This window comes from Crystallibacter permensis, assembly GCF_025960875.1.
Classification (GTDB): Bacteria; Actinomycetota; Actinomycetes; order Actinomycetales; family Micrococcaceae; genus Crystallibacter; species Crystallibacter permensis.
On the sequence record NZ_JAODLR010000009.1, the window covers coordinates 42,925 to 57,968 of the forward strand.

Genomic DNA, 15,044 nt, shown 5'->3' on the forward strand with positions numbered 1-15,044 from the left:
AAGGGGTCTAGCATTGATGTGTGACTGAACTTAGTGCATCTGCCCCTGTATCCACTCCGCAGCCCGGTGCCGCCGAATATCCTGGCCTGGATGCTTGGCGCGATCTGCCTGTTGTCCAGCAGCCGACCTGGCAGGACAGCAAGGTGTACGAGTCTTCCCTAGCGGAACTGTCCGCCCTTCCGCCGCTGGTATTTGCCGGGGAAGTCGATGTACTGCGCGGACGGCTGGCCGAAGCCGCCGAAGGCAGGGCGTTCCTCTTGCAGGGCGGCGACTGTGCCGAAACATTCGAAGGCGCTACTGCGGATAAGATCAGTGCCCGAGTGCGCACCATCCTGCAGATGGCAGTGGTCCTGACCTACGGTGCTTCCCTGCCCGTGATCAAAATGGGTCGGATGGCAGGACAGTTCGCAAAGCCGCGCTCGTCCAACGATGAAACCCGGGACGGTGTCACGCTGCCCGCCTACCGTGGCGACATGGTCAACGGGTTTGACTTTACCCCCGAGACCCGCGGCCATGACGCGTCGCGGCTGGTTCGCGCCTACCACACGTCCGCCTCCACCCTGAACCTGATCCGTGCCTTCACCCAGGGCGGCTTTGCCGACCTTCGGCTGGTGCACCACTGGAATAAGGGCTTCACCGCCAACCCTGCGCATTCGCGGTATGAATCCCTGGCCCGCGAAATCGACCGCGCCGTGCGGTTCATGGATGCCTGCGGTGCGGATTTCGAGGCGCTCAAGCGGGTGGAGTTCTTTGCCAGCCATGAAGCCCTCGTGCTCGATTATGAACGTGCCCTAACCCGGATTGATTCCCGTACCGGGCTGCCGTACGACACCTCCGGCCACTTCCTCTGGATCGGCGAGAGGACCCGTCAGATCGACGGCGCACACGTGGACTTCCTGTCCCGGGTCCGCAACCCCATCGGAGTGAAGCTTGGCCCCACCTCCACGGCGGATGACGCCCTGCGGTTGATCGACAAACTGGATCCGAAGCGTGAACCGGGCCGGCTGACCTTTATCACCAGAATGGGCGCCGGTAATATCCGGGAGAAGCTTCCCCCGCTGGTGGAAAAGGTTACGGCCAGCGGAGCCAAAGTGCTGTGGGTGACCGATCCCATGCATGGCAACACCGTGACCTCGCCGAACGGTTACAAGACCCGCAACTTCGACGATGTCATCGATGAGGTCCGCGGCTTCTTCGAGGTGCACAAGGGTCTGGGTACTTTCCCGGGCGGCATGCACATGGAGATGACCGGCGACGACGTTGCCGAATGCCTAGGCGGTGCGGACCCGATCGATCAGGACGCGTTTCTGGACCGGTACGAATCGGTGTGTGATCCGCGCCTGAACCACATGCAGTCCCTGGAAATGGCGTTCCTGGTAGCGGGAGCGTTGTCCAAGCGCTCCTGATTCCTGCCGTAAGGCTGGCTCCGCCGTCCGCTTAGACTACGGTCAGCGTGATGACGGAGCCTTCGGGTACGGACTCGTCAACGGGATCCTGCACTCGGACGGTGCCAAAGAAACCGCCCAGAATCTCGTTAATCTCGACCTCGAAACCCAGCTCCTCGAGCTGACGCCGGGCATCGTCCGCCTGCTGGCCAACGAGATTCGGAACGTGAACCATGCGCGGGCCCTTTGATAGCGTAAGCGTCACCGTATCGCCACGGATGACATTGCCTTGTGCCGGGTTCTGCGCGGCAACGTTCCCCTCGGGAATGTCCCGATGGAATTGAGCCTCGGGAGCAAATTCGACAGTCAGGCCAGCATCCTCCAGAGCAGCGGTAGCTTCGTCCCGGGACAATCCAGTGACATCGGGTACCTCAAACGGCTCTGGTCCCTTGGACACCGTCAGATCCACCGGGGTGTTTCGGCGCAGCTGCTCCTCGGCCGCAGGCTGCTGTCCGATGACCTCACCGGACGGAACCTCTTCGTCGAAAGCTTCGGTGACATCGCCGGCGGCCAGATTCGCTCTGGCCAGTTCGGCCTGGGCCTGTTCGACGGTCATTCCGGTGACGGAGGGTACGGGGAATAGCTGGGGACCTTTGGAGACGAGCAGAGTCAGCGTCTCAAACCGCCGGATCCGCTCCGGCGCCGGCGGATCGGTTCCGATCGTAACGCCGGCTTCGAGGTCCTCGTTGAAGGCTTCCTCAATCCGGAAGTTCAAACCGTGATCCTGCAGTATGGACTGGGCCTCGCCGGCAGGCTTGCCTGAGACTCCCGGAATTTCCACCGGTGCTCCCGGACCCAGGCCGAAGAACCAACCAGCGGTCGCGACAAGTACCGCGAGGATTCCCAGCACGATGGCCCAGAGCAGGCCCCGCCTGCGGGGATGCCTGCGCAGGGATTGCTCGGGTCGGTGTGCCTGCTTGGACAGCTCCTTCGAGCGCGCTTTGGCCTCGCGTTTCGTCAGCGGCGTTGCCGTATCGGACACATCGGAAGAATCCGTCGCTTGCCTGTGGCCGTTTCCGGCATTCACCGCACCCTGTGGCCGGGTCAAGGCCTGCGTGTGCTGGTACGAGGGGGCAATCACTGTGGTCCGGTTTTCGTCCTGGCCGATGACTTCGGTCGGCGGGCCTGCCGGGTTGGGCAGGCTCTGTTCATCCGGCGTGGCCGCCATGCCGGACGTACCCGCCTTCCGCAAGTCGAGATCGGCGTCGCTCAGCGTGGTGCGGATATGTCGCAGCTCGCCGAGGAGGGCGCCGGCATCGACCGGACGTTGTTCGGGGTCGGACGAAGTACACCACAGCACCAGTTCATCAAGATCCGTGGCCAGGCCGGGCACCAGCGTGGACGGTGCGGGCACGCTGGAGTTCACATGCTGGAAGGCGACATGAATGGGAACCTCGCCGGTAAAGGGCTGCCGGCCGGTGAGCATCTCGAAGAGCATGATGCCTGCCGAGTAGATATCGCTTCGTGCATCCGCGGGCGCCCCCGTCACCAGTTCCGGCGCCAGGTACGCTACGGTTCCGATCAGGGTCCCCGTGTTCGAGGTGGTGGATACCGCACGGGCGAGCCCGAAGTCACCGATCTTGATCCGGCCATCGGAGGCCATCAGCACGTTCTCGGGCTTCACATCCCGATGGACAAGGTCCGCTTCATGCGCGGCCGCCAGCCCCTCGATGACCGGATCCAGCAATGCCAGGGCCAGCCGCGGAACCAATGCGCCCTTGTCATTGAGGACATCGCGCAACGTATGTCCCGGGACATATTCCATCGCCAGGTAGGCAACGTGACCGTCGAACCCTTGGTCCAGGACACCAACCACGTGGGGGTGCGAGAGCTTTGCGGCGGACTTGGCTTCACGGACGAAGCGTTCCAGGAAACTGGCGTCCTCGGACAGATGCGGATACATGATTTTCAGCGCCACATGCCGGTCCAGCCGGGTGTCGGTGGCCAGGTAGACAGTGGACATGCCTCCGCGCGCGAGGCGCGAAAGAATCAGGTATCGCCCGTCCACTGTTGCGCCGACCATTGCATCCGTAACCCGTTCCTGCACTCTTCGATCCTAAGTCCTAACGCGGCGAGGGTCCGGATCAACACAGATCCGGACCCTCGCCGCTGCCGCTGACGCCCTTGGCGCACCCGCGTACTGCTGCTAGAAATTCTTCATATGCGCCTTGATGGCCTTCACATACGTCTTGGTGTCGTCGAACATGCCGTGGGTCTTGACCGAGTACTGGCCCTGGTAATACGACGCAATCGCGTCGTCGAGATCGTCGCTGGTGCGCACGAGCGAGCGGATGATGGCTACGCCGGCAGTGGCGTTGTCGTAGGGATCCAGCAGGTTCAGTTTCCGGCCAACCAGATCCGAAGCCCAATCGCCCGAGGTCGGGATCACCTGCATGGCGCCAATGGCGTTGGCAGGGGAGACCGCGGTCTGCTGGAAGCCGGATTCCTGATAGGCATGGGCCAACGCAAGAGCCGGATCAACGCCCATGCTGCTTGCCGTGTCCGCAATGATGGCCTTCATCTGCGACTGGCTGGGCTGCGGGGTCGACAGCAGCAACCGCTTGTTCTCGTTGGCCTTCGCGACCACTGCCTGCGGGTACGAGTAATGGAGGAAGGTGCTCGGCACCAAGGGTTCTGCCGTTGCCGCGTTTACCTCCGGTTGGCTGCTGCCGGAAGCGGATACCTTGATCTTCTGGCCCGGATAGATGACCGACGTCGATTTCAGCCCGCTCGACTGAAGAAGCTTGCTCAGCGTGATGTTGTGCTTGATCGCAATGCCGTAGAGCGTATCGCCGGCCTTGACGGTGTAGGAGGAGCCGGAGCCCGAGGCCGCTGTCGATGAGGTCTTGGCGGGCTGCACTGAGGCAGCTGAACCGGCGACCTTGATCTTCTGGCCCGGATAGATCGTGGAAGTGGCCTTGAGCCCGTTGAGCGAGAGGATCTTGCTTAGGCCCATGCTGTGGCGGGCGGCAATCCCGGACAGGGTGTCGCCTGATTTGACGGTGTAGGACCCGCCGGAGTTCGACGACGTCTTTGTCGATGAGGTCGTCGCTGTCGGCGTCGAGGATGCAGCCGAGCCGCTGACCTTGATCTTCTGGCCCGGGTAAATGATGGAGCTGGCCTTGAGCCCGTTGAGCGAGAGGATCTTGCTCAGGCCCATGCTGTGGCGGACGGCAATCCCGGACAGAGTGTCGCCTGATTTGACAGTGTAGGACCCGCCGGAGGACGAGGAGGAGCCCGATGATGACGTGGTGGCCGAGCCGGAGGAAGCGCTGCCCGAGAGCTTGATCTTCTGGCCCGGGTAGATGGTCGAACTGGGCTTCAAGCCGTTGAGGCTGAGGACTTTCGAAGTTCCCAGTCCGTAGCGAGCAGCGATGCCACTGATCGTCTCGCCCGACTTGACCGTGTGGGCTGACGGAGTCGGCTTCAGCGCCGGACGCAGGGTGGACGGAAGCTGGAGGGCGACATCTGAAGCCGGAACCAATTTGGACGGCAGCACCGGGAGGTCCGGGCCGGCCAGCTTGGGCTGCAGTGCCATGCGGGGAGCCTGCTCCGCTGCTTGGGCCGGAAGCGCAAAAGCAGCGGAGGAAAGTACGACGGCGGGAATCGCCGCGGTGGCCGCGGCGGTCAGCAGCTTGCGGGAAGGCTGGGCTGCAGTCCGTCCCTGGGCGCGGCTGCTGGAGAACGGGCGCTGGTCAGTCATGGACATTCCTCATCAGTGGTCAGCGGCATATGCCGTAGGCCCGTAGGCTGTTGAACGAGTTGCGAGTGTTTCAGTTGTTATCAAAGTGAAACTTGTGACTTGAGTGAATCTACACTAATTCCGCATAACACAAAAGCGAAATTTGGAGCATGGATATCCGGGGCGGCGTGTCGAGTTCGGAAGTGGTTTGAAAGGCCCGCTCATGGCACGCTTATTACGTGAGTGAACTCGAAGAATTAATTACCGAATGGTTGCCGTTGCCCGATGTGGCCGAACGTCTCGACGTGTCAATCAAGAAGGTCCACAGCCTTATTGATGAAGGAGCCGTGATTGCTGTTCGGGTCGGGGAGCGGAATATCCGGTCCGTTCCAGCCGCATTCATTGTTGAAGACCAGATCCTTGACAGCCTTAAGGGAACAATTGCTGTTCTTGGGGATTCAGGCTTTGGCGACGAGGAAATACTGCGCTGGCTCTTTACCGCCGATGAAACACTCCCGGGCCGCCCGATCGACGCGCTCCGGGAGGGCCGCAAGACCGAGATCCGGCGCCGCGCCCAGGCCCTCGCCTGGTAGGGCTCTCTTGGGCGCGCACCGGCCGGCCTCGTAGCTGGGCCGGCACCCTCTAACAGACGTAATTTTGAACTAGGCGGTCCGCCGCACCGCGCGGTCGGCGAGGTGTTGCAGGGCCTCGCCGACAACGGAGTCCACAGCCAGCAGTTCCAAGGCCTCAAAAGCAGCAGCGCTGCGTTCGGCAATCATCGCTTCAACTGCTCCGAGGGCTCCCGACTGTTCGATGATCCCGCGGAGCCCGTCGATTTCCGCTCCCGTGAGAGCCGGTGAACCCAGATGCTTTTCGAGATAGGCACGCTCCGAAGCGCTGCAGTTGTTGAGCGTCAATCCGATCAATACGGTCCGCTTGCCTTCGCGCAGATCGTCGCCGGCGGGCTTGCCTGTTGTTTCAGGGTCTCCGAAGACGCCAAGGACGTCATCGCGGATCTGGAACGCTTCTCCCAACGGGAGTCCGAATGCGGAATAACGGCTGATCAGTTCCGAGTCGCCTCCGGCTAAGGCGCCACCCAGGCAGAGCGGATGCTCCGTTGAATACTTGGCGGACTTATAACGAAGAATCTTCAGCGCCCGGTCAACCGCCTGCTCCGGTGGCCGGCCGGGGCCGGCTACTTCTTCAAGTACATCCAGGTACTGTCCGGCCATCACCTCGGCACGCATTCTATTGAAGATCTTCCGGGCCTTTGTTCCGGAGGCGCCCTCCGAACCGATCCCGGCGAAGACTTCTTCGCTGAAGGACAAACAGAGGTCGCCCGCGAGGATAGCGGCGGCCTCGCCGTAGCGTTCGGCGTCCAGGGACCACCCGCGTTGACGATGCCGGAGTTCAAAGCCACGGTGTACGCTCGGTTTTCCCCTCCTGGTATCCGAACGGTCAATGATGTCGTCATGGATCAGTGCCGCAGCCTGGAAAAGTTCAATGGCGATACCCGCTTGAACAGCCTGTCCGGCCAACTCGGCGCCGCCGGCTCCGCGCCATCCCCAGTAGGCGAGCAAAGCACGCAACCGTTTTCCGCCGTCAGCCAGAGCCGCCACGGCATCTATCAGCTCAGCGGCGTCCTCGGAGATCTCCTGTAACTGCGCGCGTTGTTCACCGAGGAACTCCTGTAACCCGGAGACGAGGCTGATCTGGAATTTCTCCTGCTCCGCTGTCGAACGGTTTCTGTTGACAGATGTCTCCATGTTCACCGGCTTTCCACAGAAAGGGGTGATCCGGGCCGGTGATATTGCAGCAAGACATACTCCTCGACGGGCAGGCGGGTACCTGACCAGTCTAGCCACGGTGGAACGCCGTCAGGCCCAGCGGAACTTACCATTGAGAGGTGAGCGAGGCACGGCAGCAGAACTGCACCATCATGCATGTCGACATGGACGCGTTTTTCGTCGCTGTCGAACTCCTTGAGCGTCCGGATCTGGTCGGCCGGCCGGTGATTGTCGGATCGCCATCGGGAAGGTCGGTTGTACTCTCAGCTTCGTATGAAGCCAGGGAACACGGCGTTCGGTCCGCAATGCCGATGTCGCGTGCCCAGCGCTTGAGCCCACATGCCGTCATTATCGAACCGCATCAGTACAAGTACCACCGGATGTCCGAAAAGGTCATGGAAATCTTCCGGAACATCACCCCCGAAGTTGAGCAACTGAGTGTGGACGAAGCATTTCTTGACGTCAGTGGTTCGATTCGCAGACTGGGCCAACCACTGGAGATCGGCGCGCTCATCCGGCAGACCATCCGGTCGGAGTTGGGAATCACCGCCACGGTTGGGATTGCCTCGAGCAAGTTTGTGGCGAAGATCGCCTCCACTCATGCCAAGCCTGATGGTTTGCTGCTGATTCCGCAGGAACGCACGGTCGAGTTTCTGCACACGCTACCCGTGGGGGCACTGTGGGGAGTGGGGGCGAAAACCGGCGACATTCTGGCCAGGCTCGGCATCCATACGGTCGCGGACCTGGCCCACACACCCCAACAGACACTGCGTCGGATTCTTGGCACGACCGGTGACCACGTGTACCGGCTGGCCTGGGGGATCGACGACCGGAAAGTGACGCCGGAAAGGCTGGAGAAGAGTGTCGGTGCCGAGGAGACTTTTGCCACCGATGTCTCGGACACTGTGCAGCTGCAGCGCGAACTGCTGCGTCTTGCGCACCGTACCGCTGTACGGCTCAGGGCGTCCGGAATGCAATGCAGGGGAGTGGCGCTGAAACTTCGCTACGCGGACTTCACTACCTTGAGCAGGTCCCGGCGCCTTGCGGAGCCCGCCGACAGCGCCCACCAGCTGTATGCGGCGGCTGTGGCACAGCTCGCAGGCCTGGGTGAGCGGCCGATGCCTGTTCGGCTGATAGGCCTGCGTGCAGAACAGCTGGAGCCATCGGCCGGCGCGGGGCAGCAGCTGACCATTGACGGCACCGAGGATAACTGGCGGACCGCTGAGGAGGCCCTGGACAAAGTGAATTTGAAGTTCGGCCGTGGCGGAGTCATGCCGGCCGCCCTGTTGCCACCAGCCCAAAGGGGCGCCAGCCCTGGCAGGAATCAAGTTTCGACGGGCGGTACGAGCGGCGAAGCGGGGCTTGCAGAGGGCGGCCGGCCGCACGCGGAGACGGGCCGGAAGGACGACAGGACCGGATAAACCGTCATGAGCGCTGGATGAGCCGTCAATAAGGACATGCAGCTTTCGAATGGGCCGTTTGCAATCTATCCTTAGTAGTAAGGAAATGAAGTTTTTACGGGAAGTTCGAGGAACTCTTTTCCCAGCACGTCCGTTTCATAGGTACGCGGACTACGGGGGACAGGAAGAAGGAGGTTCAGATGCCACTCTCAGAGCATGAACAGCGGCTGCTGGATCAGCTGGAGCAGCAACTGCATGCTGATGACCCCAAATTTGCCAGCCACATGGAGTCGGCCTCGGGCCGGTCGCTGTCAACGAGGCACATTGTTGTCGGCTCGTTGATCGCGGTGGTGGGCATTCTGGTGCTGTTGATTGGTATCTCCAACCAAATCATTGCCTTGGGTGTTCTGGGATTCATTGTGATGGGGGCCGGGGTTTACTGGGCTACCAGCAAACGGTCAGGAGGAGGCAAAGATGCTTCGTCCGCAGCCGGCAAGTCTTCTCCGCCATCCAAGGGAGGGTTTATGTCCAACCTGGAGAATCGGTGGGACGAACGCCGCCAGGGTGAGGACCGCCAATGACCACATCGCTATGAGGACCACTTAGCCAGCCAGCCTCCTCGCTCCACTTTCCTCCACGCGGCGGAAACCAGAGCTAAAAGAAAGACCCGTCCAGGACGGGTCTTTTCTTATTTAACGGCTTCTGGCCGCTCCCGCGTACTAACCTGGGCCAATTCCCTCCACCTTCCGCCACCTACTCCATTTCCTGATCTGGCGCGGAATACAGTCGACGTGAAATACCCTTATCCCCGCTTTATGTGTTGACTGTGGTGAATTGTGGAGTAAAGTGGAGGACATCAGAGGGTAGTGGTGAACGTAGGAGGTTGACTAACTCCTTTATCGGCAAGGCGGTGGCGATGTTCCTCGGAACACATACGCCGCGGCTGGACGAAAAGGGGCGGTTGATTCTCCCGGCCAAGTTCCGTGAGGAACTGTCCGACGGACTCGTGCTCACACGGGGACAAGAGCGTTGCATCTACGTCTTCAGTCAGCGGGAATTCGAACGGGTGCATGAAGAAATGCGCAAGGCACCCATATCGTCACGGCAAGCCCGTGACTACGCTCGGGTTTTCCTGTCCGGAGCCTCTGACGAGGTACCTGATAAGCAAGGCCGGGTTACGATTCCGTCCGCGCTTCGTGCTTATGCAGGCCTGGACCGGGAACTCGCCGTTATCGGCGCCGGAGCGCGTGCAGAAATCTGGGACGCGCAGGCTTGGAACGAGTACCTGACGGAGAAGGAAGCCGCCTTCTCCGAAACAGATGAAGATGCAATACCTGGAATCTTCTGACCTAGGTCGGAAACAGCACTACCGCCGGATTCTTGAATGAGATCTCCAGCCGCCCAGCACGACCACCTGAATCACCTTCCCCGGAATCAGGCGGAGAGGCTAGGCGCGGATGGGGATCTGGTCCAAGAATCAATCGGTTTAAAGGACTTGCAGGAAACAGAAGAACCCAAGCAACAAAAACAATCGGAGGAGCAGGCTGGATGAGCGAGGATCGCCCGACAGAGGACCGTCACGTCCCCGTGCTGCGCGACCGCTGCATCAACCTCCTGGCTCCGGCAATCGAGAAGGCCATTGAAGCCACCGGACGTGCCGTTGTCGTTGACGCCACCTTGGGCATGGGCGGCCATTCCGAGGCTCTGCTCCGGCGGTATGAGCAGCTGCACCTGATTGGCATAGACCGGGACGAGCAGGCTCTGGGCCTCGCGGGCAAGCGGCTGGCTGAATTCGGCAGCAGGACAGACTTGGTGCACGCGGTCTATGACGAGATTGCCGACGTGGTCCGTGATCTTGGCATAGACACCGTGGACGGAGTGCTCTTTGACCTGGGCGTCTCATCGATGCAGCTCGACGAACGGGACCGTGGCTTCGCCTATTCCTACGACGCGCCGCTGGACATGCGTATGGACACCAGCCGGGGACAGACCGCGGCAGACGTAGTAAACACCTACAGCCAGGATGAGCTGGTCCGTATTATCCGCAAGTGGGGCGAAGAGAAGTTCGCCGGCAGGATAGCATCCGCCATTGTGGCAGCCCGCGATGAAGCTCCGCTCGAAACGACGGGGCAGCTGGTGGACGCAATTCGCAAAGTGGTCCCGGCATCAGCGGCACGCACCGGTGGGCACCCGGCGAAGAGGACCTTCCAGGCGCTGCGGATCGAAGTCAATGAAGAGCTGGAGGTGCTTGAACGCGCCATCCCGGCTGCATTGGAGGTCCTGGGGATGGGCGGCCGGGTAGTGGTCATGTCCTACCACTCCCTGGAGGACAAAATCGTCAAGGGCTTCTTCGCCGCCGGCTCGCGGTCATCGGCGCCCGTCGGGTTCCCCGTGGAGCTGGAGGAGCACAAGGCCCACTTGAAAACTTTGACCAAGGGCACCGAGGTGCCGACTGAAGCAGAGATCGCAGAAAACCCGCGGGCGGCTTCGGCCAGACTCCGGGCGGTAGAACGGATTCGGAACAGGAGCTCCTCATGAGTGCAACAGCTCGGAACACCAGGCCGGCAGTTCAACCAATGGTGGAGGGCAGCACCGCCCGGGACGCCCGGTATGCCCGCGCGCTGCCCGAACGGAGCGCAGCGCCCCGCACACCGCTGTCGCTAGTACCATCCGGGCCGGCGCGCAAGCGCGTGCCTTTTGCCGTGTTCTGCTTCGCCGTGCTCGTTGCCGCCCTCGGATGCGTGCTGGTACTCAATATCTCCGTGTCCGGAGGACAATACGACATCGTGAAGCTGCGCGGCGAACAGGTCGCCTTGGCCCAGCAGAACGAAAAACTGACACAGCAGCTGGAAAACCGCCAGGCTCCACAGAATCTGGCCGCGGAGGCTGCACAATTGGGAATGGTGGTTTCGCCTTCGGTCGGTTCCATTGATTTGGAGACGATGAAGGTCAGCGGGGAACCGCAGGCGGCAAAGGAAGGCTCTGCGCCGTCACAGTTGGTGGATCGTCCGGAACTCCCGGCGCAGGCACTGACGCCCGCTGAGGCCGCTGAAGCCGAGTCTGGCGCTGAAACCGGAGCCGAGGCTCCGGTTGAGGCCGAAGCTCCGGCAGCAGCGGAAAAGGCAGTTGAGGCAGACCAACCGCCGGCAAAACCGAAGCGGGCAGCCGAACAGGCGTCAGCCGGGGGCAGTGAGAAGGCATTCAGCCCCGAGGAGCTGAACGGCGGAACCATCCCGGCACCGAAGCAAAAAACAGGGCAGTAACAACCAATTGCCCGGTGAGACGAACGAGGATCCCTAGTGGCAAGAACCAAGGCCCAAGTCCAAAGCAACCGGCGGGCCGAAGTGACGGCTCGAAGGCTCCGCGCAGGACTCGCCGTGGTGCTGGTCCTGCTGGTCATCCTGGGCGGACGTCTTTTCCAGCTACAGGGCCTCGATACCGCCGGGATGGCTCAAGCCGCGATCGACAAGCGCCTGCGGACCTCGGAAATGCCCGCCCTGCGAGGCGAAATCCTTGACGCCGAAGGGACCGTGCTGGCCCGAAGCGTGCAACGTTTCGACATCGTCGTGGACCAGCGCCTGGTCGAGGATTTCCAGCGCTTCAACCCGGAAACCCGCCAGGTGGACGACGTGCAGATCGAGGGCGAAATCGAGAAGCTCGCGTCCATCCTGGGCCAGGATGTGGCCACGGTGCGGGACGCCGTCGTCGGTGATAAGCCGTTCAACTACGTAGCGAAATCGGTCACGCCCGAAATCCAGGAGAAAGTCGAGAACCTGGCCTTTCCCGGCCTGCAGTCGCGCGAGACCACTACCAGGACCTACCCGGTGGGTGAGGTAGCTGGCTCGGTAGTCGGCTTCCTGGGGTCCGACGGCACGCCCCTCGAAGGCATTGAAGCCACGCAACAGGAAGTGCTGGCCGGCACTCCCGGTGAGCGCACCTTCGAAATCGGCGCGGACGGAATCCGCATTCCGGTGGCAACCAACGAAGAGGTGCCTGCCCAGGACGGCCAGAGCGTGAGGCTCACCCTGAACTCGGACCTGCAGTGGTATGCCCAGGAGGCGATCGCTGCAGAGGTCAAGGAATACGACGCCGAATACGGCACCATTGTGGTGATGAACGCCAAGACCGGTGACATTATCGCCCTGGCGGATTCCACCACGCTGGATCCCAACGATCCCGGAGCCACGCCTGACGGAAAGCGGCAGTCCTTCGCCGCGACGAAAGCCTTCGAGCCCGGCTCGACGACGAAGATGATCACCATGGCTGCGGCCATCGAAGAGGGCATCACTACGCCGAGCACCAAATACACAATTCCGCCCGAGTATACGGTCAACGGCCAGACGTTCATCGATGCCCGGCCGCACGGTACCAAGACGCTGACCACGGCGGGCATCCTGGCGAATTCCTGGAACACGGGCACCGTGATGATCGGCGAACAGCTGACCAGGCAGCAACGCTACGACTACCTTCGCAGGTTCGGCACCGGCCACAAGTTCGACATCGGGCTCCACGGGACCACCGCGGGCCTGCTGGCACCGCCGGAGACCTGGGACGGCCGGCAGGAGTTCACGGTCCTCTTCGGCCAGGGCCTGGCTCAGACCGCCCTGCACACCGCCGTCGCCTTTGCCACCATTGCCAACGACGGCGTCAGGATGGAGCCGCGGCTGATCGATGCCTATATCGACCCCGACGGTACCGAGCATCCGGTGGCCAAGGAGGAAGTCGGGCGTGCAGTCTCCTCCAAGACCGCGAACCAGGTCCAGGACATGCTGGAGACCGACTCGCACGTTGCCAGTGGACTGCCGGGTAATATCGAGGACTACCGCATCGGTGTGAAGACGGGTACGGCCGAGGCGCCGTCCGACGACGGCGGGTTCAGCGGCTATACGATTTCCTACGCAGGCATCGCCCCCATGGAGGACCCTGAGTATGTTGTCGTGGCGACCATTCAGCAACCGGAGGGCGGCGTGTTCTCGCTGACCGCCGGCCCGGTTTTCAAGAAGGTCATGAGCCAAGTGCTCAACACCTACAATGTGCCGCCGTCCACCACCAAGCCGGTTAAACTTCCGCTCGAGTAATGATTCTGGAGAACTTTGTGAGCACCACCCCCCGACAGCCGCACAGGTCTGCCTCGCCGATGCGGCCGGAACTTGTCGAGCCCGTCACCCTGCAGGAACTTCAGCAGGTCCTGGCAGACGCCGGCTTGCCGGCCATGGCGTCGGCTGCAGGAACGGACTGGGACATTGCCGTGACCGGCCTTACGATCGACTCGCGCGCCGTGGAGCCGGGGGACTTCTACATCGCTTTGCCGGGAGCCAACCGGCACGGGGCCGAGTTCGCTGGGCAGGTCGCCGCAGCAGGTGCAGCGGCAATTCTTACGGACGACGCCGGAACCCAGTTGCTTGCGAGGGAAGACTTGGGCACGGTGCCGGTGCTGGCCGCCCCGGACCTGCGGGCTCTCGTTGGACCGCTCTCGGCCAGGGTCTACAACAGCCAACCCGCAGGGACCCGGCCAAGTCTCTTCGCCGTCACCGGTACCAACGGAAAAACCACCACCACCTACTTCGTGAACTCCCTGCTGAAGGCACTGGGCCAATCCACCGGCCTGATCGGGACGATCGAAATCACCGCGGGCAGCGATCCGATTCCCAGTGCGCTCACCACGCCCGAGTCTCCGGAAGTCCACGGCGTCCTCGGCCTGATGCGCGAACGCGGTCTGGATGCGGCGGCGATGGAAGTGTCCTCTCACGCCATCTCCTACCGGCGGGTGGATGGAGTCCGCTTTGACGTGGCAGGATTCACCAATCTCACGCAGGACCATCTCGATCTGCACGGCAGCATGGACGAGTACTTCCAGACGAAGGCCGAGCTTTTCACACCCCGGAGGGTCCGCCGCGCCGTAGTCTGCGTAGATGATCCCTGGGGACGCCGGCTGGCTGAAAGTTCCGACGTACCGACCATCTCGCTCAGTGCCACCGGCGCCCCTGCGGACTGGCGGGTTGAGTCCATTCAGCGCGCAGGACTGGGTCACACGTTCGAGCTGCACGGTCCGGGCGGAGTGCTGCGGCTGCATACCGGCCTGCCGGGGGACTTCAACGTATCCAACGCCGCCCTGGCAGCAGTCATGGTGCTCGCCTCCGGTGTGGACGTCCACCGACTCCAGGCGGCGCTGGATGCGAGGGACCCGTTCACGGTGGATGTTCCCGGACGGATGCAGCTGATCAGCGAGCAGCCTGCTGGAATTGTTGATTTTGCCCACAATCCCGACGCGCTGGAGCGCACTCTCGCGTCCGTGCGCCGGCCCGAAGCCGGCTCCCGCGTCATTATCGTCTTTGGTGCGACAGGGGACCGCGACCAGACCAAACGCCCGCTGATGGGAGCCATCGCAGCCCGGGGTGCCGACGTCGTTATTGTCACCGACGATGATCCGCACGGCGAAGACGAAGCCGCCATCCGCCAGGACGTCCTGAAGGGCGCCATTGCGGTGAAGCAGGACGAACAGCTGGACACCGTGATCGAGGAAATCTTTCCGCGCGGCGCGGCGATCGACCGCGCCGTGGAAATGGCCACGGAGGCAGATACCGTCCTCGTTGCCGGCCGCGGACACGAGGTCTGGCAGGAGGTCAAAGGCGTGAACCTGGCCCTTGATGACCGGGTGGAGCTGCGGCTGGCGTTGCGCCGGCATGGATTCTATGCCCTTGGTGCTGACGCGGTAGAGTCCTAGATCGTC

12 protein-coding genes are annotated in these 15,044 nt (G+C 62.3%); 9 read left to right on the plus strand and 3 right to left on the minus strand.

What is annotated here, in order from left to right; genetic code table 11:
- The first annotated feature begins 20 nt into the window (after positions 1-20).
- On the plus strand, positions 21-1,406 hold the full coding sequence (locus tag B0G38_RS12080) for a class II 3-deoxy-7-phosphoheptulonate synthase (RefSeq protein ID WP_264669691.1): 1,386 nt from the start codon (positions 21-23) through the stop codon (positions 1,404-1,406).
- 31 nt (positions 1,407-1,437) lie between these two features.
- Here B0G38_RS12080 and pknB read toward each other — a convergent pair whose 3' ends face one another.
- Positions 1,438-3,492: a Stk1 family PASTA domain-containing Ser/Thr kinase gene (gene pknB / locus B0G38_RS12085; RefSeq protein WP_264669692.1), complete on the minus strand. Its 2,055-nt coding sequence runs from the start codon at positions 3,490-3,492 to the stop codon at positions 1,438-1,440.
- A 99-nt stretch (positions 3,493-3,591) separates the two neighbouring features.
- Positions 3,592-5,148, minus strand: a complete 1,557-nt coding sequence (locus tag B0G38_RS12090) for a LysM peptidoglycan-binding domain-containing protein (RefSeq protein ID WP_264669693.1) — start codon at positions 5,146-5,148, stop codon at positions 3,592-3,594.
- Between the two features lie 218 nt (positions 5,149-5,366).
- Here B0G38_RS12090 and B0G38_RS12095 point away from each other — a divergent pair, with 218 nt between their 5' ends.
- Positions 5,367-5,720, plus strand: coding sequence for an Rv2175c family DNA-binding protein (locus B0G38_RS12095; RefSeq protein ID WP_169994529.1), 354 nt, complete (start codon positions 5,367-5,369; stop codon positions 5,718-5,720).
- Positions 5,721-5,789: 69 nt separating this feature from the next.
- Here the strand turns inward: B0G38_RS12095 and B0G38_RS12100 are convergent, their stop codons facing one another.
- Positions 5,790-6,893, minus strand: a complete 1,104-nt coding sequence (locus tag B0G38_RS12100) for a polyprenyl synthetase family protein (protein WP_264669694.1) — start codon at positions 6,891-6,893, stop codon at positions 5,790-5,792.
- 173 nt (positions 6,894-7,066) lie between these two features.
- On the opposite strand from B0G38_RS12100, the gene dinB reads away from it, so the two are divergent.
- The 7 genes from dinB to B0G38_RS12135 all read left to right on the plus strand — a co-directional run bounded on the left by dinB (position 7,067) and on the right by B0G38_RS12135 (position 15,038).
- Entirely contained in the window at positions 7,067-8,335 is a 1,269-nt protein-coding gene (dinB, locus tag B0G38_RS12105) for a DNA polymerase IV (RefSeq protein ID WP_413542064.1), read from the plus strand.
- Between the two features lie 179 nt (positions 8,336-8,514).
- A complete protein-coding gene (locus B0G38_RS12110; RefSeq protein WP_264669696.1) occupies positions 8,515-8,895 on the plus strand; it encodes a DUF3040 domain-containing protein in 381 nt (126 codons plus the stop codon).
- Between the two features lie 335 nt (positions 8,896-9,230).
- Entirely contained in the window at positions 9,231-9,662 is a 432-nt protein-coding gene (mraZ, locus tag B0G38_RS12115) for a division/cell wall cluster transcriptional repressor MraZ (RefSeq protein ID WP_264669781.1), read from the plus strand.
- Positions 9,663-9,862: 200 nt separating this feature from the next.
- Complete coding sequence (rsmH, locus tag B0G38_RS12120; RefSeq protein WP_264669697.1) at positions 9,863-10,852, plus strand: 16S rRNA (cytosine(1402)-N(4))-methyltransferase RsmH; 990 nt, start codon at positions 9,863-9,865, stop codon at positions 10,850-10,852.
- Positions 10,849-11,577, plus strand: coding sequence for a hypothetical protein (locus tag B0G38_RS12125; protein WP_264669698.1), 729 nt, complete (start codon positions 10,849-10,851; stop codon positions 11,575-11,577). The genes rsmH and B0G38_RS12125 overlap by 4 nt, the downstream gene beginning before the upstream one ends.
- A gap of 36 nt (positions 11,578-11,613) precedes the next feature.
- Positions 11,614-13,392, plus strand: coding sequence for a peptidoglycan D,D-transpeptidase FtsI family protein (locus B0G38_RS12130; RefSeq protein ID WP_264669699.1), 1,779 nt, complete (start codon positions 11,614-11,616; stop codon positions 13,390-13,392).
- On the plus strand, positions 13,392-15,038 hold the full coding sequence (locus B0G38_RS12135) for a UDP-N-acetylmuramoyl-L-alanyl-D-glutamate--2,6-diaminopimelate ligase (protein ID WP_264669700.1): 1,647 nt from the start codon (positions 13,392-13,394) through the stop codon (positions 15,036-15,038). Before B0G38_RS12130 ends, B0G38_RS12135 begins: the two co-directional genes overlap by 1 nt.
- The last annotated feature ends 6 nt before the right edge of the window (positions 15,039-15,044 follow it).

Excerpts from the sequence above, each read along its gene's own strand:
- B0G38_RS12100 (WP_264669694.1), bottom strand. The coding sequence starts at position 6,893 with ATGGAGACATCTGTCAACAGAAACCGTTCGACAGCGGAGCAGGAGAAA.
- B0G38_RS12135 (WP_264669700.1), top strand. The coding sequence starts at position 13,392 with ATGATTCTGGAGAACTTTGTGAGCACCACCCCCCGACAGCCGCACAGG.
- dinB (WP_413542064.1), top strand. The coding sequence starts at position 7,067 with ATGCATGTCGACATGGACGCGTTTTTCGTCGCTGTCGAACTCCTTGAG.
- rsmH (WP_264669697.1), top strand. The coding sequence starts at position 9,863 with ATGAGCGAGGATCGCCCGACAGAGGACCGTCACGTCCCCGTGCTGCGC.
- B0G38_RS12090 (WP_264669693.1), bottom strand. The coding sequence starts at position 5,148 with ATGACTGACCAGCGCCCGTTCTCCAGCAGCCGCGCCCAGGGACGGACT.
- B0G38_RS12110 (WP_264669696.1), top strand. The coding sequence starts at position 8,515 with ATGCCACTCTCAGAGCATGAACAGCGGCTGCTGGATCAGCTGGAGCAG.
- B0G38_RS12125 (WP_264669698.1), top strand. The coding sequence starts at position 10,849 with ATGAGTGCAACAGCTCGGAACACCAGGCCGGCAGTTCAACCAATGGTG.
- mraZ (WP_264669781.1), top strand. The coding sequence starts at position 9,231 with ATGTTCCTCGGAACACATACGCCGCGGCTGGACGAAAAGGGGCGGTTG.